17 protein-coding genes are annotated in these 19,416 nt (G+C 59.0%); 9 read left to right on the top strand and 8 right to left on the bottom strand.

Annotated elements, in window-relative coordinates:
* Positions 1–4: 4 nt before the first annotated feature.
* Positions 5–934, bottom strand: coding sequence for a recombination-associated protein RdgC (locus QC815_RS08415; RefSeq protein WP_230446852.1), 930 nt, complete (start codon positions 932–934; stop codon positions 5–7).
* A gap of 182 nt (positions 935–1,116) precedes the next feature.
* On the opposite strand from QC815_RS08415, the gene QC815_RS08410 reads away from it, so the two are divergent.
* The 8 genes from QC815_RS08410 to QC815_RS08375 all read left to right on the top strand — a co-directional run bounded on the left by QC815_RS08410 (position 1,117) and on the right by QC815_RS08375 (position 12,046).
* Positions 1,117–1,545, top strand: a complete 429-nt coding sequence (locus QC815_RS08410; RefSeq protein WP_230446853.1) for an acyl-CoA thioesterase — start codon at positions 1,117–1,119, stop codon at positions 1,543–1,545.
* Between the two features lie 153 nt (positions 1,546–1,698).
* The gene (gene gyrA, locus QC815_RS08405; RefSeq protein WP_230446854.1) at positions 1,699–4,389 is read left to right on the top strand and encodes a DNA gyrase subunit A; all 2,691 of its coding nucleotides are present in this window, start codon (positions 1,699–1,701) and stop codon (positions 4,387–4,389) included.
* Positions 4,373–5,476 carry a 3-phosphoserine/phosphohydroxythreonine transaminase gene (serC, locus tag QC815_RS08400; RefSeq protein ID WP_230446855.1) on the top strand — a complete coding sequence of 368 codons (1,104 nt, stop codon included), beginning with the start codon at positions 4,373–4,375 and terminating at the stop codon, positions 5,474–5,476. Before gyrA ends, serC begins: the two co-directional genes overlap by 17 nt.
* A 5-nt stretch (positions 5,477–5,481) precedes the next feature.
* A complete protein-coding gene (gene pheA / locus QC815_RS08395) occupies positions 5,482–6,573 on the top strand; it encodes a prephenate dehydratase (protein WP_230446856.1) in 1,092 nt (363 codons plus the stop codon).
* A complete protein-coding gene (locus tag QC815_RS08390; protein ID WP_309768017.1) occupies positions 6,570–8,858 on the top strand; it encodes a bifunctional prephenate dehydrogenase/3-phosphoshikimate 1-carboxyvinyltransferase in 2,289 nt (762 codons plus the stop codon). The genes pheA and QC815_RS08390 overlap by 4 nt, the downstream gene beginning before the upstream one ends.
* A complete protein-coding gene (gene cmk / locus QC815_RS08385) occupies positions 8,851–9,540 on the top strand; it encodes a (d)CMP kinase (RefSeq protein ID WP_230446858.1) in 690 nt (229 codons plus the stop codon). Before QC815_RS08390 ends, cmk begins: the two co-directional genes overlap by 8 nt.
* A 184-nt stretch (positions 9,541–9,724) precedes the next feature.
* Positions 9,725–11,401, top strand: coding sequence for a 30S ribosomal protein S1 (gene rpsA, locus QC815_RS08380; RefSeq protein WP_230446859.1), 1,677 nt, complete (start codon positions 9,725–9,727; stop codon positions 11,399–11,401).
* A 270-nt stretch (positions 11,402–11,671) separates the two neighbouring features.
* Positions 11,672–12,046: a histone-like nucleoid-structuring protein, MvaT/MvaU family gene (locus QC815_RS08375; RefSeq protein ID WP_230446860.1), complete on the top strand. Its 375-nt coding sequence runs from the start codon at positions 11,672–11,674 to the stop codon at positions 12,044–12,046.
* Between the two features lie 66 nt (positions 12,047–12,112).
* Here the strand turns inward: QC815_RS08375 and QC815_RS08370 are convergent, their stop codons facing one another.
* A complete protein-coding gene (locus QC815_RS08370; protein ID WP_230446861.1) occupies positions 12,113–12,943 on the bottom strand; it encodes a helix-turn-helix transcriptional regulator in 831 nt (276 codons plus the stop codon).
* Between the two features lie 344 nt (positions 12,944–13,287).
* Here QC815_RS08370 and QC815_RS08365 point away from each other — a divergent pair, with 344 nt between their 5' ends.
* A complete protein-coding gene (locus tag QC815_RS08365; RefSeq protein ID WP_230446862.1) occupies positions 13,288–13,614 on the top strand; it encodes a hypothetical protein in 327 nt (108 codons plus the stop codon).
* Positions 13,615–13,630: 16 nt separating this feature from the next.
* Here QC815_RS08365 and QC815_RS08360 read toward each other — a convergent pair whose 3' ends face one another.
* From QC815_RS08360 to pilB, 6 genes are read right to left on the bottom strand one after another with little or no spacing between them, the layout of a single operon-like run.
* Entirely contained in the window at positions 13,631–14,497 is an 867-nt protein-coding gene (locus QC815_RS08360) for a DNA replication terminus site-binding protein (RefSeq protein ID WP_230446863.1), read from the bottom strand.
* A 20-nt stretch (positions 14,498–14,517) separates the two neighbouring features.
* Positions 14,518–14,751 (bottom strand): DNA gyrase inhibitor YacG, encoded by a 234-nt coding sequence (gene yacG, locus QC815_RS08355; protein WP_230446864.1) that lies wholly within the window; start codon positions 14,749–14,751, stop codon positions 14,518–14,520.
* Positions 14,752–14,784: 33 nt separating this feature from the next.
* Entirely contained in the window at positions 14,785–15,387 is a 603-nt protein-coding gene (gene coaE / locus QC815_RS08350) for a dephospho-CoA kinase (RefSeq protein ID WP_309768012.1), read from the bottom strand.
* A 55-nt stretch (positions 15,388–15,442) separates the two neighbouring features.
* On the bottom strand, positions 15,443–16,288 hold the full coding sequence (locus QC815_RS08345) for a prepilin peptidase (protein ID WP_230446866.1): 846 nt from the start codon (positions 16,286–16,288) through the stop codon (positions 15,443–15,445).
* A gap of 21 nt (positions 16,289–16,309) precedes the next feature.
* Positions 16,310–17,542 carry a type II secretion system F family protein gene (locus QC815_RS08340; RefSeq protein WP_230446867.1) on the bottom strand — a complete coding sequence of 411 codons (1,233 nt, stop codon included), beginning with the start codon at positions 17,540–17,542 and terminating at the stop codon, positions 16,310–16,312.
* A gap of 3 nt (positions 17,543–17,545) precedes the next feature.
* Positions 17,546–19,300 (bottom strand): type IV-A pilus assembly ATPase PilB, encoded by a 1,755-nt coding sequence (gene pilB / locus QC815_RS08335; protein ID WP_230446868.1) that lies wholly within the window; start codon positions 19,298–19,300, stop codon positions 17,546–17,548.
* Between the last annotated feature and the right edge of the window lie 116 nt (positions 19,301–19,416).

Below are 19,416 nucleotides of genomic sequence, written 5' to 3'. Positions count from 1 at the left end.
GCCATCAAGCCGGTGAAGGCTCGCGCTGAACCTCACCGCCCAGCCAGTCCATCAAGCGCACGATATCCTCCGAGAGGGCGTTGGCCATCAGGATGAAGTCAGTCTCCAGCCGGGCCAGCGCGTCGTCGCCATCGTCTGCCTGGTCGGCTTCTTCTATTAGTGCATCGCCAAAGCGAAGCGACTTCAGTGCCAGGTCGTCGTGCAATACCAAGCTTAGGCGACCTTCGATGTGTAGGGCGAGTTTACTTGCCTGGCGTCCACTTTCCAGCAGCTGCTGAATTTCGTCGCTGTCCAGATCGACCTGGCGTGCGCGAAGCACGCCGTCGTCGCCTTTGGCTTTCAGTTCAACTTGGTCGCCCAGTTGAAGGTCGGCGGGGCGGCTTGAGGCATCGCCCAGCCAGGTCGTCATGGCGCGCATGGGCAGCGTCTGTGACGCCAGCGGAGTCACGCTCAGGCTGCCCAGCGTCTCGCGCAGCAAATCCAGAATGTCTTCGGCCCGCGTGCGCGAACTGGCGTTGATGCCAATAAGCTGGCGCCGAGTATCCCACCAGACGTCGATTTTCTGGCTGCGCACAAAAGCGCGCGGCAGCAAATCTTCGGTCACCTGCTCCTTGAAGGCGGTCTTTTCCTTGCGGGTCACCTTGCGGCCTTCGCTGGCCTCAATGTTGGCGACCTGCTCGTCGACTTCTTCCTTGACCACCGAAGCAGGCAGCAGACGCTCCTGACGGAGTGCCGAAAGCAGACGATGGCCCTGGATTTCATGCAGCCGCTGGCCGCTGCCGAGTCGGCCGGCCGGCGCGGTCCAGCCGAGGCGGCGGGCATCGGCATTGCCCAGGGGGGCGGCGGCGTGGGCATCCAGCGCGTCGCCAAGCGCTGACTCGCTCAGCTCGGGGGCGCTGTGTACGCGGTATAAATGCAGGTGTTTGAACCACATGTCGCCTGTCCTGTGTAAAAGGTGGCACATTATGGCGAAAGCAGCGCTTTCCTACCAGCGTCGTGACGCAGGGGGGAGTTGTTGCGAGTGTTTCAAACTTGTGTTTGATTAGATGGTCTGGTCGGCTGCGCGACCAAGTGTCTACATGGTCATTATCCATTTACGCATTACAGGAGTTTGTTATGTCGCTTTCATCGATTCAGCTGCGCGTACGCGGTTATCACCTTGACGGCTATGGACACGTCAATAATGCCCGCTATCTGGAGTTTATGGAGGAGGGTCGCTGGGCGTTCTTCGATGAGCATCCGGCCCTCATGAAAGAGCTGCACGATGCCGGGCGAGCCTTTGTGGTGGTCAATTTGAATATCGACTACCGGGCGGCGGCGGTGCAGGGCGATGACCTGGTCGTCATGACGGGGATTGTCGAGGTGGGTGAGCGCAGTGCGGTCTGTCACCATCAGATTCGCCGTAAGGACGGTCAACTGGTGGCCAAGGCCGATCTGACCTTTGTGCTGTTGGACGTGCGCGCCAACAAGGCCAGTCCCATCGAGGGCCACGTCCGCGATACCTTGACGTCGTTGATCGTCGAGAAAGCCGTATTTGCGGATTGAGACGCGTTGACGACCTGACCGGCTGCCCATGGTGCTAATGCAGTGGTATGATAGCGATGTATCTGCGCGCCGCCCTGTTGTGTTATCGACGGCGGCATTTTCAAGCGCTTTCAACTCTCGCAGTGCCAATGCAGTGCAAAGGATCTGACTTTCATGGGTGACATCGCCAGAGAAATCTTGCCCGTCAATATTGAAGACGAGCTCAAACAGTCGTATCTCGACTATGCGATGAGTGTCATTATCGGCCGCGCGCTGCCTGACGTGCGCGATGGCCTGAAGCCTGTTCATCGGCGTGTGCTGTTTGCCATGCATGAACTGAGCAATGACTGGAATAAGCCGTACAAGAAGTCGGCGCGTGTCGTCGGTGATGTCATCGGTAAATATCACCCGCACGGCGATAGTGCGGTATATGACACCATCGTTCGCATGGCGCAGCACTTTTCCATGCGCCATGTGCTGGTCGATGGTCAGGGCAACTTCGGTTCAATCGACGGCGATAACGCCGCCGCCATGCGTTATACCGAGGTGCGCATGGCGCGCCTGGCCCATGAGCTGCTTGCCGATCTTGAAAAGGACACCGTCGACTGGGTCGATAACTACGACGGTACCGAGCGGATCCCCGAGGTGTTGCCGACCAAGGTGCCCAACCTGTTGATCAACGGGTCGTCAGGGATTGCCGTGGGCATGGCCACCAATATCGCGCCCCACAACATGCGCGAAGTGATCGATGGCTGCCTGGCGTTGATCGATGACTATACGCTCAGCGTCGATGACCTGATGCAGTACATTCCCGGGCCGGACTTCCCCACCGGCGGCATCATCAATGGGCGAGCGGGCATCCTGGATGCTTACCGCACCGGGCGCGGGCGCATTTACGTACGTGCCTGTCACACCATTGAGCACCATGATAAAACCGGCCGCGATCACATCATCATTACCGAGCTGCCGTACCAGGTAAACAAGGCGCGCCTGATCGAGAAGATCGCTGAGCTGGTGAAAGAGAAAAAGATCGAGGGCATTGCGGAGCTGCGCGACGAATCGGATAAAGACGGCTTGCGCGTCGTCATCGAAATCAAGCGCGGCGAGTCCGGCGACGTCGTGGTGAACAACCTCTTTGCTCAGACGCAGCTGCAAAATGTCTTTGGTATCAACATGGTGGCGCTTGAGAACGGGCAGCCGCGCACGTTGAACCTGAAGCAGATGCTCGAAGCCTTCATCCGTCACCGCCGTGAAGTGGTCACCCGGCGCACGCTGTTCGAACTGAAAAAGGCCCGCGAGCGGGGGCATATTCTAGAAGGCCTGGCGGTTGCCATTTCCAACATTGATGAAGTGATCGAACTCATCAAGGCGTCGCCCAACGCCGCGGAAGCCAAGGACAAGCTGCTGGCCAAGGTCTGGCAGCCCGGCCAGGTCACCAATATGCTGGAACGCGCGGGGGCGACCTCGTGCAAGCCGGAAGATCTGGAAGAAGGCTACGGCCTCAACCCAAGCGCTACCGAGTATCGGCTGTCGGCGGCACAGGCCCAGGCGATTCTCGAGCTGCGCCTGCATCGCCTGACCGGTCTTGAAACCGAGAAGCTCCTCGACGAATACCTGTCCATTCTGCAGAAGATTGCCGAGCTGACCGAAATTCTCGCCTCGCCGGATCGCTTGATGGAAGTCATCCGTAACGAGCTGCACGCGGTGCGTGACCAGTTCGGCGACGACCGTCGTACGGAAATTCAGGCCAGCCATCTCGACCTGTCGATGGAAGACCTGATTGCCGAAGAGGATATGGTGGTGACCGTCTCCCGCTCGGGCTACGCCAAGACCCAGCCGCTTTCCGACTATCAGGCCCAGCGTCGCGGTGGCCGCGGCAAGTCCGCCACGGCGATGAAAGATGAAGACGTCATCGAGCACCTGCTGGTGGCGTCGACCCACGATACCGTGCTGCTGTTCTCCAACCGCGGCAAGGTGTACTGGCTAAAAGTCTACGAAATGCCCAATGCCAGTCGCGGCTCGCGCGGCAAGCCGCTGATCAATATGCTGCCGCTCGAGGAAGGCGAAGCGGTCAACGCGATTCTGCCGGTGCGTGACTACGATCCCGATAACTACATCTTCTTTGCCACCGCCCAGGGGACGGTCAAGCGCACCAGCCTCGAACAGTTTTCGCGTCCGCGCAGCGTCGGCCTGATTGCAATCGACCTGGAAGAAGGCGACCGTCTGGTCGGCGCGGCGATTACGTCGGGGTCTGATCATGCGATGCTGCTGTCGTCCAACGGCAAGGCGATCCGCTTCGAGGAAGGTAACGTGCGCGCCATGGGCCGCACGGCTCGCGGTGTACGCGGCATGCGCCTGGCGGACAACGCTGAAGTCATCAGCCTGATCATCCCCAAAACCCAGCAGATCGATGGCGAAGATGACACTGTCGACGGCGATGTCGACAGCCCGTCTGATGGTGGCAATATCTATATTCTCACCGCCAGTGAAAACGGCTATGGCAAGCGCACCCGGCTGGAGGCATTCCCGCTGCGCGGGCGGGGCGGCCAGGGCGTGATTGCCATGCAGACCAGCGAGCGCAATGGTTCGCTGGTGGCCGCCATGCAGATCTACGACAGCGACGAAATGATGCTGATCACTGATCGCGGCACGCTGGTTCGCACGCGTGTGGAAGAAGTCTCGACCACCTCGCGGAATACCCAGGGGGTCATGCTGATCCGCCTCGGCAAAGAAGAGAAGCTGGTCAAGACCGTGCGCGTCGATGAGCCGGAAGAGGCAGACTTCGAAGCGCTGGACGAGACGGAGACAGACGCCCCCAACGCGAATGACGCACAGGATGCCGGAGCCGATGACACGTCGTTATAATTTTTGCGCGGGACCTGCGGCACTGCCGGAAGCGGTATTGGCAAGGGCCCAGGATGAATTGCTGGATTACCAGGGGCGTGGCCTCTCGGTGATGGAAATGAGCCATCGCAGCAACGAGTTTGTGGCGATCGCCGAGCAGACCGAAGCGGATTTGCGCCAGTTGCTGGGGATACCCAGCAACTACAAAGTGCTTTTTCTGCAAGGCGGCGCCAGCCTTCAGTTTGCCATGCTGCCCATGAATCTCTTGGGTCATGGGGGCAGTGGTAATTTCATTCAAACCGGTATCTGGGGCAAGAAGGCCCTCACTGAGGCCAAGCGGCTTGGGTTTCGCCACCATGTGGCGGCCAGCAGTGAAGCGAGCGGCCACACCAAGGTGCCGGCGCAGGACGCGTTGCAGATCAGTACTGACGCTGCCTATTTGCATTATACTTCCAACGAGACGATAGGTGGTCTCGAGTTTGACTATGTGCCACAAGCGCAGCGTAGTGACGGCGCTGATGTGCCGCTTGTCTGCGATATGTCCTCGAACATTCTCTCCGGGCCGCTGGACGTCAGCCAGTTCGGGGTGATTTATGCCGGCGCGCAGAAGAATATCGGCCCGGCGGGGCTTACCCTGGTCGTGGTTCGCGACGACCTGCTGGGGAGTGCCCCGCCCACCATTCCGTCGCTGTTCGACTATCAGCAGCTCGCCGAGGCTGGGTCGATGGTCAATACCCCGCCTACTTACGCCTGGTATCTGGCGGGGCTTGTCTTCCAGTGGCTGAAGGATGATATCGGGGGGCTCGAGGCGATGGATGCGATCAACCGGCGCAAGGCGCAAAAGCTTTATGCCGCGATCGACGCAAGCGAGCTTTACAGTAACCCCATTGCGCTTGCCAACCGCTCGCGCATGAACGTGCCGTTCGTGCTTGACGATGCCAGGCTCGATAATGCCTTCCTGAAAGAGGCTGACGAGGCGGGGCTCTTGAATCTCAAGGGCCATCGTAGCGTCGGTGGCATGCGCGCCAGTCTTTACAATGCGGTGCCTGAAGAGGCGGTGGACGCCTTGATTGCCTTCATGGCAGATTTCGAACAACGAAGGGGCTAATCATCATGTCCGACACGTCGATCAATCTGGAAGCGCTGCGCCAGCGTATCGATCAGCTGGACGACGATATCCTGCGTTTGATCAGCGAGCGTGCCGACTGCGCCCAGCAGGTCGCGCATGTCAAACTTTCCCAGGATGAAGATGCGGTCTTCTATCGCCCCGAGCGTGAAGCCCAGGTGCTGCGCCGGATCATGGCGTTGAACAAGGGGCCGCTGGATGCCGAGGAAATGGCGCGTCTGTTCCGCGAGATCATGTCTGCCTGCCTGGCGCTGGAAAAGCCCATCAAGGTGTCCTATCTGGGCCCGGAAGGCACCTTTACCCAGCAGGCCGCACTGAAGCATTTCGGCGAAAGTGCCGTGAGCCTGCCCATGGCCGCCATCGATGAAGTGTTCCGTGAGGTGGAAGCCGGTGCCGTCAACTACGGCGTGGTGCCGGTAGAAAACTCGACCGAAGGAGTGGTTAACCACACCCTGGACACCTTCATGGATTCGTCCATCCGCATTTGCGGTGAGGTGGTATTACGCATACATCATCACCTGCTGGTCAGCGAGACCACCCGGCGTGACAAGGTTTCGCGTATCTACTCGCACCCCCAGTCATTCGCTCAATGCCGCAAGTGGCTTGATGCGCATTTCCCTCATGCTGAACGGGTGCCGGTTTCATCTAACGCCGAAGCCGCCAAGCTGGTCAAGACCGAATGGCACAGTGCGGCGATTGCCGGCGACATGGCGGCCAAGCTCTATAACCTGGAGCGGGTGGCGGAAAAGATCGAGGATCGCCCGGACAATTCCACGCGCTTCTTGATTATCGGCAATCAGGATATTCCCATGTCGGGAGAGGACAAGACCTCGATTGTCGTGGCCATGCGCAACCAGCCCGGTGCGCTGCATGACCTGCTTGAGCCGTTTCACCGTCACCAGATCGACATGACTCGCCTGGAAACACGTCCTTCGCGCACCGGGGTGTGGAACTACGTGTTCTTTATCGACTTTAAAGGCCACCGCGATGAGCCGCGCGTCACCGCCGTATTGGAGGAAGTCCAACTGCGTGCCGCCGAGCTGCGCGTGTTGGGGTCTTACCCCCAGGGCGTCCTGTGACGCCAGGGGTTCAAGGATCGTCCGGCGTTTCACGTGTTGACGAGCCGCGGCTGTTGATTGTCGGGCTTGGGCTTATCGGCGGTTCATTGGCAGCGGCACTGCGTGGCGCTGGTTTCCAGGGCCGGATCGTGGGCTGCGACCCCAATCCGGACGAAATTGCTCTCGGCATGCAGCTGGGCCTCATCGATGACGGTGGCACGGAGCTTGGTGATCAGGTCGTCGATGCCTCGCTGATCGTGCTCGCCGTTCCTGTGCTTGCCATGGAAACGGTCATGAGAACGCTGGTCGAGGCATTGCCCAGCGCCGCCGCTAACGTGGTGATCACCGATGTGGGCAGCACCAAGGCGACCATCCGCGCCTGCGCCGAACGGGTGTTTGGCCGTGTGCCCACCAATATGGTGCTGGGCCACCCGATTGCCGGCTCGGAGAAAAGCGGTGTCTCGGCGGCCAATCCTGATCTCTACCGTCATCATAAGGTGATACTCACCCCCGAGCCGGACGTCGAGCCTGAGGCGTTGAGGCGTGTTCAGGCCCTTTGGGGCGCCTGCGGAGCCGAGGTGCTGGAGATGAGTGTCGAGCACCATGACCAGGTGTTGGCGCGCACCAGTCATTTGCCTCACCTGCTGGCCTTTTCGCTGGTCGATACGCTGGCTCGCCAAGACGACCGGCTGGATATTTTTCGCTATGCCGCCGGTGGTTTTCGCGACTTTACGCGTATCGCCGGCAGCGATCCGGTCATGTGGCGGGATATATTTATCGCCAATCGTGAGGCGGTGCTGACGTCGCTGGATGATTTCGAGGCCGGCCTTGCCCGGCTGCGCAAGGCCGTCGAGCATGGCGACAGCGACGCGCTGATCGCCACGTTCGACCGAGCCAGCCACGCGCGTCATTATTTTGATACGTTATTGAACAAGACTACTTACCAGGCGGAATATCATATGCAACCACAAGGTAAGGTGACCTACCGGGTGCACCCAGGCGGCCAGGCGCAGGGGCGTATTCGCGTGCCCGGCGACAAATCGATGTCCCATCGTTCCATCATGCTAGGGGCGCTAGCCGAGGGCGTCACCGACGTCAAGGGTTTCCTTGAAGGCGAAGATAGCCTGGCGACACTCCAGGCGTTTCGCGAAATGGGCGTTGCCATTGAAGGGCCACATCAGGGGCGTGTCACCATTCATGGCGTGGGCATGCAGGGGCTGAAGGCGCCCTCGGGGCCGCTCTATGTCGGCAACTCGGGCACGGCGATGCGTTTGTTCGCGGGGTTGCTGGCCGGGCAGGCGTTCGACAGCGAACTGACAGGCGATGAGTCGCTGAACAAGCGTCCGATGGCACGCGTTGCCGACCCGCTTCGCCTGATGGGCGCGACCATCGATACCGCCGAAGGCGGACGGCCGCCGCTAAATATCAAAGGGGGCGCCGCGCTGAAGGGGATTGATTACGATATGCCCATGGCAAGCGCCCAGGTGAAATCCTGCCTGTTGCTGGCGGGGCTTTACGCTGAAGGCGAGACCCGCGTGCGTGAGCCGGCGCCCACCCGTGATCATACCGAACGTATGCTCAACGGCTTTGGCTACACGGTATCGCGCAAAGGTGACACCTGTTGGTTGCAGGGCGGCGGCGCACTCACGGCAGGGCCTATCGATGTGCCCTCGGATATTTCATCGGCGACGTTCTTTCTGGTCGCGGCCGCGATCACGCCGGGGTCGGATATAACCCTCGAGCACGTGGGTATCAATCCGACACGCATCGGTGTGATCAATATCCTCAAGCTGATGGGTGCCGACCTGGCGCTTGAAAACCAGCGTGAAGTGGGTGGTGAGCCCGTCGCGGACATTCGTATCCGCTACGCGCCGCTCAGCGGCATCGACATTCCCGTCGACCAGGTGCCGCTGGCCATCGACGAATTTCCGGCCCTGTTCATTGCGGCTGCCAACGCTCGTGGCACGACCCGCTTGCGCGGCGCTGACGAGCTGCGCGTCAAGGAGTCGGATCGTATTCAGGCCATGGCCGATGGGCTGGCCATTCTCGGCGTTGAGCATACGGTCGTTAGCGACGGCATCGATATTGTCGGTCATGGCGACGAACAAACACCCAGCTACGGCGGTGGTCGAATCGATAGTCTGGGTGACCACCGGATTGCCATGGCCTTTGCCATCGCTGCGCTGCGTGCCGGTGACGAGATCGTGATTGACGACTGTGCCAATGTGGCGACCTCGTTCCCCGATTTCATTGATCTGGCCACCCGCGTGGGCATGTCACTGGCGGTGGAGGGCGTGCATGACTGAGCAGGCTCCGGTTTTGACGATTGACGGGCCGGGTGGTGCCGGCAAGGGCACCATCAGCGGGCTGATGGCTGATCGGCTGAATTGGCACCTGCTGGATAGTGGGGCGCTTTATCGCTTGATCGCCCAGGCAGCCGGCAAGCATCAGGTGGCGCTCGATGACGAAGCCGCCCTGGCTGAACTGGCAGAGTCCCTGGACGTGGCGTTTCCGGTTGAAGATGGCCAGCCGAGTACGTTGCTGGAAGGCGAGGATGTCAGCCGGGCGATTCGTACCGAACAGGCGGGCGAACGTGCTTCCCTAGTGGCTTCGCTCCCGGCAGTTCGTCAGGCGCTGCTGAAGCGTCAGCGTGATTTTTGCCAGTCGCCCGGGTTAGTGGCTGATGGCCGCGACATGGGTACGGTGGTTTTCCCTGATGCCGCCTTGAAGATATTTCTCACGGCCTCTGCCGACGAGCGGGCGCGTCGTCGCTATCAGCAGTTGCAGGAAGCGGGCGTGGATGCTAGTCTTTCGAGTCTTTTAAAGGAGATTCAGGCACGCGATGCACGCGATTCGCAGCGCGTAGTGGCTCCTCTCAAGCCGGCAGATGATGCCATTACGCTTGATACCACGCGCCTGAGCATACCGGAAGTGGTTGATCAACTGACCGAGCTGCTGGTCCAGCGTGGCATAGTAGCTGATAGTTGATACTCCCTTGCGGCGTTTTTGGACAGGTGTCACGACATGGCAGGGCGCAATACTCACCTCGGAGAGCCCGGTCAGGTCTAACCAGCGTTAACACCTCCAGAAGCTGAGTGACATTAGGCCCGTACTTGCTGGTGGTACGGAGAAGGCATTTATGCCTCAACAACGTTGATCACGTAGGAACACCATGAGCGAAAGCTTTGCTGAACTGTTTGAACAGTCTCTAAATGACATCAACATGGAGCCAGGCGCCATCGTCGCGGCCCAGGTTGTCGATATTGACGGTGACTGGGTTACCGTTAACGCCGGTCTGAAATCGGAAGGCCAGATCCCTGCGGCTCAATTCCGTGATGAAAACGGCGAACTGAACATCGCGATCGGTGACGACGTACACGTTGCACTGGAAGCCGTCGAAGATGGCTTCGGTGAAACGCGTCTGTCCCGCGAAAAAGCCAAGCGCGCAGAAGCTTGGAAGATTCTGGAAGCCGCCTTCGAAAAAGACGAAGTCGTCAAAGGCGTGATCAACGGTAAGGTCAAGGGCGGCTTCACCGTCGACGTCGACTCTATCCGTGCCTTCTTGCCGGGCTCTCTGGTTGACGTACGTCCGGTTCGCGACACCGCGCACCTGGAAAACAAAGAGCTGGACTTCAAGGTCATCAAGCTCGATCCGAAACGCAACAACGTTGTGGTATCACGTCGTGCGGTGCTGGAAGCTGAAAACAGCGCCGAGCGTGAAGCGCTGCTGGCGACCCTGCAGGAAGGCCAGCAGATCAAGGGTATCGTCAAGAACCTGACCGATTACGGTGCCTTCGTTGATCTGGGCGGTGTTGATGGCCTGCTGCATATCACTGACATGGCCTGGAAGCGCATTAAGCATCCGTCTGAAATCGTCGCTGTCGGCGACGAAGTCAACGTCAAGGTGCTGAAATTCGACCGCGAGCGCAACCGCGTTTCTCTGGGTCTCAAGCAGCTTGGCGAAGATCCGTGGGTCAATATCAAAGACCGCTATCCGGAAGGCACCAAAGTGCACGCTGTGGTCACTAACCTGACCGATTACGGCTGCTTTGCCGAGCTTGAAGAAGGCGTTGAAGGTCTGGTTCACGTTTCCGAAATGGACTGGACCAACAAGAACATTCATCCGTCCAAAGTCGTGCAAGTGGGCGATGATGTCGACGTCATGGTATTGGATATCGACGAAGAGCGTCGTCGTATTTCTCTGGGCATCAAGCAGTGCACTGCGAATCCCTGGGAAACCTTTAATGCCGAGTACAACAAGGGCGATCGCGTGTCGGGTACCATCAAGTCAATCACTGACTTTGGTATCTTTATCGGCCTGGAAGGCGGTATTGACGGGTTGGTTCACCTGTCCGATATTTCCTGGACCGAGACTGGCGAAGAAGCCGTTCGTAACTTCAAGAAAGGCGACGAAGCGGAAGCGGTCATTCTGTCCATCGACCCTGAGCGTGAGCGTATCTCCCTGGGTATCAAGCAGATGGATTCCGATCCGGTTGCCGAGTATCTGTCAGTCAATGACAAGGGCAGCATCGTGACGGGGCGTGTTGTTGAAGTCGATGCCAAGGAAGCGCATGTTGAGCTGGCAACCGACGTTGTGGCCGTGCTCAAGGCGTCTGAAATTGCGGCAGACCGCGTTGAAGACGCACGCAACGTGCTCAGCGAAGGTGATAGCGTTGAAGCGCGTATCGTGAGCGTCGATCGCAAGAGCCGTCAGATCAACCTGTCGATTAAAGCGAAAGAGCAGGACGATACTCGTCAGAATCTCAAGAAACTGCGCGATCAAGAGCCGGAAACCGGTGGGGCGACCACTATCGGTGACTTGATTAAGCAGCAAATGGGTCAAGACTAATATCTCGTTAGTTCTGGCGTAATAAAAGCGCCGCCCTTGGGGCGGCGCTTTTTTTTGCTCATTTCTTGGTTTGGCAACTCGGTGATTGGCTTCGCTAATGTCGTTTATTACCGAGTTGTTGTTTTAAATTTTCGTAGTCGACTAAAATTCATCTAGACTGTTGTCAGTTGGCTTTTTTGCAGCAATAATGATTACGCATTCTGAACTAATAGATACTGGCAATGTCTGTTCGGTATCTTATCTGTTTGACTTGATGTTAAAGGAACCCCCATGTCACTACTTAATGAATACATCCAAAAAGAACAGCAGCTAAAGCAGCTACAAGAAGATCTTGAGCGGCTAGAGGGTGATCAGCGCCTCAAGAGCGAGCTTGAATTTAAATCAAAGCTTGAAGCATTAATGAACGAATTTGGCAAACGTCCTGCGGATGTGGTGGCCTTGCTGGATCCGGCAGCCGAACAGCGCTCCTCCAAGCCGGTAAGCAATAATGCGGGTCGTCGTAAGCGTCGCTTGAAGATTTACAAGAATCCGCACACCGGTGAGGTGATTGAGACTCGCGGCGGTAACCATAAAGGACTGCGCAGTTGGAAAGACGAACACGGCGACGAGACCGTTGAGTCCTGGCTCGTGCGTATGGAAGACTAAGCAGCCTACCAGCCGGCATTTCTATCAGGAATGCCGGTTTTCTTTAGTGACCTGGACGCCATGTCTTTACTTCGACAGCGGTATTCTCAATTCAAGATGATCGGATTGCCAGAGCACCATGGGTGCCTCACCGCTAACGTAGTAGCCCACTGGTTTATGAAGAAGGTTAAGCAAGGTGCTGGTTAGCGCCCGCGATAGCTGTGAGAATTCATCAAAACAGGTACTGGCATGCTGGCGCGATGCAATATTTACTCTACGATAAGGCGCCGGTAACGGAATGGTCTTCATATTATTGAGCGTTTGCAGATAAAGCCCAATATCGGTACGCACGGGGTGCAGCGTTTGGTCGTTCAATGCGTCTATCTTTTCGCTCAGCAGGTCGGGCAGCGATATAACAGGCATGGCGTCCGTCAGGCGTGCTTGCAGGCTTTCGAGCTGATGACTATGGTAATGACTGTCTCCCAGGCCTTTCAGATGTTCAGGCGACTTGTAGAGCCGCATGAGAACTGCCTGCCGCACTGAGCTTTGCTCTATGCGGGTCGTATAGCCCCGCGAGGGTATCTGTTGATGCAGCACATGACTGATAGCCTGGCGGTATTGGCGAGGGGATAAGCGAAAGCGTCGTTGAAATGCGCGCGAAAAAGATGAATGGTTTTGATAACCGCAGCGCAGTGCAATTTGCGCTATGTTACGCGGAGTAAAGGCGAGCAGAACAGCTGCTCGTTCCAGGCGTCGTTTTTCTCGATAGGTACTCGGTGAGGTGTGGAAGTAATGGCGAAACTGGCGCCGTAATTGAGACGCTGAATACCCTAGGTTGCGAGCAAGATCGTCGATGCTTGACGGCTTTTCAAGTGTGTCCTGCAGCCAGATTTCAGCTTGTATCATTGCATTGAACATTATCTGGCCTCCCATGCATGTATTTACCGCCAGTGAATCCTGCTGGCAGTAATCTGCGCCCTCATGGTGCGCTGGTGGTGTGGTTGATGTGCGTGTTAGAACAAGCTTGCTTGAGATCGAGACGATGGCATTGCAGCTTACCGAGGCGATGATCGCAAATGTTGACGGCGATGCGTAGGCTTTTATTACCAAGTGTACCGATTATAACGACGCTCTCTTTATGCTGGTAACAGCGCTCGAAGGCAAGTTTGCTTTGCCTTTTTACGCGTTTGGGCACAGTTTATGGGAAGACAGTCGAATAACCAGGCGTCTCCCACCGTCGAAAAGGTGTAAATGAAACATCAATGAAATATCACAAAGTTCATAAACCGACAGACGAGCGTGACAAGCTGCGCCAATTTCGTGAATTGGATGATGCGTTTGCGCAAGCGCTACGTCAGCTAGAAGATCCCGGCAGCACTACGGATATTCCGACCGGGCCACCGGTGCGCTCGTTGGAAGCGCTGGAAGAGGAAGAGGCAGAGCAGAAGGCCGGGCGCCGTGAGGAACAGTTCCAGCAGCAATTTGAAGCGCTGCTGACCGAATACCATATGGCACCCCACGACCTTCGTCAGCTGATCGAAACGTTATTGACGACGGGGCGTTGGGCCGAGGATCAGGTGCCTGCCTGACACGCGGTGGAAGGCGCTAGCGATAACGAAATACCCGCAGGCTGGGTAGGAAAACGTCCGGCTCTATTTTTTCATCGCGACGAACCGCGCGTGTCCGTGTTGCATGCGGCTGGGCCGACGGCGCCTTGATATCAGGCAGTATCCCCTGCGCGCTGGGCACAAAGAGTGGCATTGCCACGTTCAGTGCCCGTCGCGTGTGGCCGTCTGCCAGCGGGTGACTGAAGAAGAGGTTGGCCCGCATGAGCGGTGCCTGGGGCTGAACCTGGGCGAGCGGCTCGCTGCTGGGGATGTCGGCAAGACGGCGCAGCTGCACCCTTATGTGGGGCGCCTCGCTGTCCAGCTGGAGCAGTTTCTGCTCGGCCTCGCTGACCGTAATGCGCTTGATTGATCGGCCGCTTTGATACCAGGCGAAGCGTACCTTGGCGACGTCGGCATCGGCGATCGGCAGATGGCGCCAGCATTGCTTTAAGTGCAGGCGCGCCAGCCCCTCCTTGTTAAGCACGCCTTGAACGTCAGGATGCCGTCTGGTGAGCTGCGCTTTGGCATCGCTCAGCGATTTGGGGGCGGTGTGTTTGATGGTCTGCAGGTTGGCATGAAAGGCGTCCTTTGCCTCGTTGACATTGCGCACGGCGTCGAGAAGCGTTTCGTCGGCGGCCACGATACCCAGGTAATTACGGGTTTCCCGGCCGTCCTGGCCGTCCTGATGCCAGACATCAAGCAGCGCCGTCCTCATCCACTGTGAAGGGGCGGCGTCCCCGGGCAGTAGCTGCCAGGTAGGCGGCGACTGCTGTTCATAGCGTTCCGCGAGTGCTTCCAGCGCTTGCATGAGCGCGTCAAACGACCGCTCAAGCTGCTGCATCAGGTGATAGGGAGGTGCGTTCATGGGGGTTAAACGCAACGCGGTCATGAAAGCGGTGCGTCGCGATCCGCGCGCGCCAGGAGGGCATCAATATCGGCTTCGTCCATGGCGCTTTCGCCTGCGATGCGGTGCGACTCCTCTGCCCAGGCGCCCAGGTCGAGTAGCTGGCAGCGCTTGCTGCAAAACGGGCGATATTGGCTGTCATCACTCCAGGGGACGGCGCGGGCGCACTGCGGGCACGCGACTTCAAGCGGGCTGTCGTTAGCGGGTTGAGGCATAGATAATCCGGACTGAGATAGATCGTAATGGCATTAAGGCGATAGTCGCGCACGGTAGGCGCGATCAAGACGGGCGACCTGCTGCTGCATGTGCGCAATGTCGCGACTATTATCAATGATATCGTCCGCCTTGGCGAGGCGCGCCTCCCGCGACATCTGTGCTTTCAGGATAGCACGTACGTTCGCTTCGCTGACACCGTCGCGCTGCAGCGTTCTGGATAGCTGCATGTCGGTGGGCACGTCCACCACGATGGCACGCTCGACCAGTGCCGCCTGACCCGACTCGAATAGCAACGGCGACACCAACAGGGCGTAGGGAGAGGTGCCGGATTGCAGGCAGTGCAAGGTGGCGACGAGGCGTTCGCGGATAATGGGGTGGGTCAGTTGCTCGAGCCAATGGCGTTCTTCGGGCGCGTCGAAAATGATCTGTCGAAGCGCGGCGCGATCCAGCGAGCCGTCGTCGGTAATCACCCGGTCGCCAAAGCGGTCACGAATGTCTGCCAGTGCCGGTTCGCCGGGGGCAACTACCTCCCGGGCTACGTCGTCGGCGTCCACCCAGCCGATGCCGCGTTCGCCAAAGGCGCGGGCAACGGTGGATTTGCCTGAACCGATACCGCCTGTCAAACCAACAATCATGGGCTTCCTGTCTTCCGGTGGGGAAAAAATGTATGAAGTCTGTCTACCCCTGATGCTAGCTGGCGATACTCAAGTACACGGCGAGCGCCTCGTCTCCAGCCAGCAGCATGATCCAGCCGGCGAGGGCAAGAAAGGGCCCGAACGGCATAGGGGTGCCGCGCGCCTGGGGCGTTGAGGCCTGGTAGGCAAGGCCGAGGATGGCGGCCAGACCCGCAGAAAACAGCAGCACCAGCGGCAGCGCCAGCCAGCCGAGCCAGGCCCCGAGCGCCGCCAGCAGCTTGAAGTCGCCAAAGCCCATGCCTTCTTTACCGGTCGCCAGCTTGAACAGCCAGTAAACACTCCACAGGCTCATGTAACCCAGTACTGCGCCGATGACCGCATCACCCAGGAAGGCGGGTTGAAACAGCCAGTGGTAAAGCAACCCGGCCCACAGCAGCGGCAACGTCAGGATGTCGGGCAGTAGCTGCAAGCGCCAGTCGATGGCCGCCAGTGCCAGTAGCGTCAGGCAGGCGGCGTAAACCCACAGGGCCTGCCAGTCAGGGCCGTAGAGCAGGGCAACGCTAATGGCCAGGACGCCGCCCGCAAGCTCGATCAGCGGATATTGAACGCTGATCCGCCCATTGCAATGAGCGCAGCGGCCATGCCGCTTGAGCCAGCCGATCAGTGGCAGATTGTCGTGCCAGCGAAGGGGGGTTTCACAGCGGGGGCACATGGAGCGCGGCTGGGCGAGATTGAAGCGCGGCGGCGTTTCCTCCTCCAGCGCCAGTTGAGCACGCGCTTCCTGGCGCCATTGGCGCATCAGCATGACCGGGAGGCGGGTAATGACAACGTTGAGAAAGCTGCCGAGACACAGGCCCAGTAAAACAATCAGTGGCCAGAACGTGAATGAAGAAAACTGCATGACATGCCTTTGCACGATCCCTTAAAGGGCCGAGCCTAAGTTGAAAATGGGTAAGTACATGGATACCACGACGCCGCCAACCAGCAGGCCCAGTACCACGATGATCAGCGGTTCCATCAGCGAGGTTAGGGCGTCTACCTTGTTGTCGACCTCTTCTTCGTAGTAATCCGCCACCCGGTTTAGCATGGCATCCAGCGAGCCTGCCTCCTCACCGATACTGACCATCTGAACCGCCAGAGGCGGAAACTGATTGGTCATCCGCATGGCAAAGTGTAACTGCTGGCCGGTGGCCACGTCATGGCGCGTTTGGGTGACTGCGCGTTCGTAGACCTTGTTGCCGGTGGCGCCCGAGGCGGTATCCAGGCCTTCCACCAGGGGCACGCCGGAGGCAAAGGTCGTCGCCAGCGTCCGGGCAAAACGCGCCACGGCCGCTTTATGCAAGATGTCACCGACCACGGGCAGGTGCAATATAACGCTGTGAGCGCGGTAAGCCACCCTGGGGGAGCGGTTGATTGCCTGTTTGAGAAGAAAAACGCCGGCCAGTACGGCTCCGACCGCATGCAGCCAGAAACGCTGCGCGAGATCGGATAAATTGACGGTCATCTGGGTCATGGCGGGGAGTTCGGCACCGAAGCTGTCGAACATGCTGTCGAACTCGGGCACCACCTTGATCAGCAGCAGCATCGTGACGCCCACCCCGATCAGCATGACGGCGGAGGGGTACCACATTGCCTTCTTGACGCGGCTCTTGAGCGATTCGACCTTTTCCTTGTAGGTGGCGACACGGTCAAGCATCTGATCCAGCGCACCGGCCTGCTCGCCGGCTTCAACCAGGTTAACGAACAGGCGATCGAAGTGCCGGGGATGACGGCGTAAGGCATCCGAAAAGCTTGCCCCTGCCGATACGTCGCTCATCATTTGCTGAACCAGCGCCACCATGGCCGGCTTCTTGAGGCTCTCGGCCACGACCTGGAAGGCCTGGAGCAAGGGTATGCCCGCACGGATCATGGTAGCCATCTGGCGAGCAAACACCATGATGTCGTGGGGATTGATGCGTCCACGACCGCTGAGGCCGCCCTTTTTACGCAGCCGCCGCACATTGATCTGCTGGTTGGCGAGCTCGCTTGCCACCTCGGCCTTGTTGCGGCCGATCATTTCACCGCTTAGCGGGCGATCCTGCGGCCCTGTGCCTTCCCACTTCCAGCGGTAAAGCTGAATGGTCGGCTGACGGCGAGCGCGTGTTGCCTTGGCCATGGTCTACTCCTTGCTGACGCGGTTGACTTCCTCAAGGCTGGTAATCCCTTGCATGACCTTTAGCAGGCCGCTGCGGTGCAGGCTGGGATAGCCTTCCCGGCGGGCCAGCTGGTCAATATCCAGGGCGTTGGCATCGCGCATGATCAGCTGGCGCATGGCGTCGGTAATCGGCACTACCTCATAAATGCCAATCCGGCCCTTGTAGCCATGGGTGCAGTGTTTGCAACCGACTGGACGGTACAACGTGGCCTGCTGGATCTCCTGCTGGGTGAAGCCCTCGCGTCGCAGTGCCTCATGGGGGATGTCCGCCGGTGTCTTGCATTGCGGGCAGAGCTTGCGCGCCAGGCGCTGGGCAATGATCAGGCTGACGGCGCTGGCAATGTTGAACGACGACACGCCCATGTTGGAGAGGCGGGTCAAGGTCTCGGCTGCCGAATTGGTGTGCACCGTGGACAGCACCAGGTGACCGGTCTGGGCTGCCTTGACCGAAATTTCGGCAGTTTCCAGGTCGCGTATTTCGCCTACCATCACCACGTCGGGATCCTGGCGCAGAAACGCCCTCAGGGCGCTGGCAAAATCCAGCCCGATTTTGGGTAGCACATTGACCTGGTTGACGCCGGGTACCTTGATTTCCACCGGGTCTTCGGCGGTACAGATATTGCGCTCCACCTGATTGAGTATATTGATACCCGTATAAAGTGACACAGTCTTGCCGCTGCCCGTGGGCCCGGTCACCAGAATCATGCCCTGGGGCTCGGCGAGGGCACGCTCGTAGTATCCGCGCTGGTCGTCGGTAAAGCCGAGCTGCTCGATGCCCAGCTGTGTGGCCGTAGGGTCGAGAATCCTCAGCACCAGCTTTTCGCCGTACACGGTGGGCAGCGAGTTGACCCGGAAATCCAGCGAGCGGGTACGCGAGAGCTTCAGCTTGATGGCGCCATCCTGAGGCAGGCGGCGCTCGGAGATATCCAGCCGTGCCATGATTTTCAGCCGCGCGGCGATACGGTTGCGCATGGCAAAGGGCGGTCGTGCTACCTCGATGAGCATGCCGTCGATGCGAAAGCGCACCCGGTACTGGGTTTCGTAGGGCTCGAAGTGAATATCCGACGCGCCGCGGCGAATGGCGTCCAGCAGCAGCTTGTTGACGAACTTGACGATCGGCGCGTCGTCGCTGTTCTGCGGCGCTTCTTCCAGAGGCGCGTCGTCGCCGGGCCCCTGGATGACGCTCAAGGAACTGACGGCATCGTCGACGTCGTCGAGCTCTTCGAGCATGCTGCGCTCATTCTGGGTAAGGTACTGATTCAGAGCCGTCGTCAGCTGGTCGACGGGGGCCAGTACTCCTTCAACGCTCAGACCGGTGGCAAACTGAAGTTCATCCAGCTGGGTCAGCGTTGCCGGGTAGGGCACGGCAACGGTGAGCCGGTGACCGTGACGCGCCAGCGGCAGCACGGTTAAATGCTGAAGCACTTTGATCGGGTAATCCGCAGCGGGTGGGAGTGACGTCAGCCGCACGGCATCTAGGTCGATCACCGGCAGCCCGTACTCCCAGCCGGCGGCCAGTGCCGCCTGTTTGGTGTCCACCAGGCCACTATCCACCACGTGCTGAAGCAGCGAAATATCCAGTTCAAAGGCGGTTGCTTCAGCGGTAGTCGCCTGGGCCTCGGTCAGCAAGTCGTGCTTGACCAGACGCTGGGCGATCCCGCGCAGCCCGCCCCGGGCGGCGGCGTGGCTTAAGGTAGACTCAGAACTGGATTCGCTCATGCGGGACTCGTTGGTGGATAGCGCTGCGGCTTACTTTTATCATACTTGGCACGTCAAGGCAGTAACGCGGCGCAAGTCGATTCGCTCAAGCCCGGCCAACGCTGGCCGATAACAGT

The sequence above is a fragment of the Vreelandella gomseomensis genome, assembly GCF_031451645.1.
Taxonomy (GTDB): domain Bacteria; phylum Pseudomonadota; class Gammaproteobacteria; order Pseudomonadales; family Halomonadaceae; genus Vreelandella; species Vreelandella gomseomensis.
This window is presented reverse-complemented; position numbering and strand designations above follow the sequence as displayed.

Coding starts and splice junctions, on each gene's coding strand:
- QC815_RS08415 (WP_230446852.1), bottom strand. CDS start 934: ATGTGGTTCAAACACCTGCATTTATACCGCGTACACAGCGCCCCCGAG.
- QC815_RS08410 (WP_230446853.1), top strand. CDS start 1,117: ATGTCGCTTTCATCGATTCAGCTGCGCGTACGCGGTTATCACCTTGAC.
- gyrA (WP_230446854.1), top strand. CDS start 1,699: ATGGGTGACATCGCCAGAGAAATCTTGCCCGTCAATATTGAAGACGAG.
- serC (WP_230446855.1), top strand. CDS start 4,373: ATGACACGTCGTTATAATTTTTGCGCGGGACCTGCGGCACTGCCGGAA.
- pheA (WP_230446856.1), top strand. CDS start 5,482: ATGTCCGACACGTCGATCAATCTGGAAGCGCTGCGCCAGCGTATCGAT.
- cmk (WP_230446858.1), top strand. CDS start 8,851: ATGACTGAGCAGGCTCCGGTTTTGACGATTGACGGGCCGGGTGGTGCC.
- rpsA (WP_230446859.1), top strand. CDS start 9,725: ATGAGCGAAAGCTTTGCTGAACTGTTTGAACAGTCTCTAAATGACATC.
- QC815_RS08375 (WP_230446860.1), top strand. CDS start 11,672: ATGTCACTACTTAATGAATACATCCAAAAAGAACAGCAGCTAAAGCAG.
- QC815_RS08370 (WP_230446861.1), bottom strand. CDS start 12,943: ATGTTCAATGCAATGATACAAGCTGAAATCTGGCTGCAGGACACACTT.
- QC815_RS08365 (WP_230446862.1), top strand. CDS start 13,288: ATGAAATATCACAAAGTTCATAAACCGACAGACGAGCGTGACAAGCTG.
- QC815_RS08360 (WP_230446863.1), bottom strand. CDS start 14,497: ATGAACGCACCTCCCTATCACCTGATGCAGCAGCTTGAGCGGTCGTTT.
- yacG (WP_230446864.1), bottom strand. CDS start 14,751: ATGCCTCAACCCGCTAACGACAGCCCGCTTGAAGTCGCGTGCCCGCAG.
- coaE (WP_309768012.1), bottom strand. CDS start 15,387: ATGATTGTTGGTTTGACAGGCGGTATCGGTTCAGGCAAATCCACCGTT.
- QC815_RS08345 (WP_230446866.1), bottom strand. CDS start 16,288: ATGCAGTTTTCTTCATTCACGTTCTGGCCACTGATTGTTTTACTGGGC.
- QC815_RS08340 (WP_230446867.1), bottom strand. CDS start 17,542: ATGGCCAAGGCAACACGCGCTCGCCGTCAGCCGACCATTCAGCTTTAC.
- pilB (WP_230446868.1), bottom strand. CDS start 19,300: ATGAGCGAATCCAGTTCTGAGTCTACCTTAAGCCACGCCGCCGCCCGG.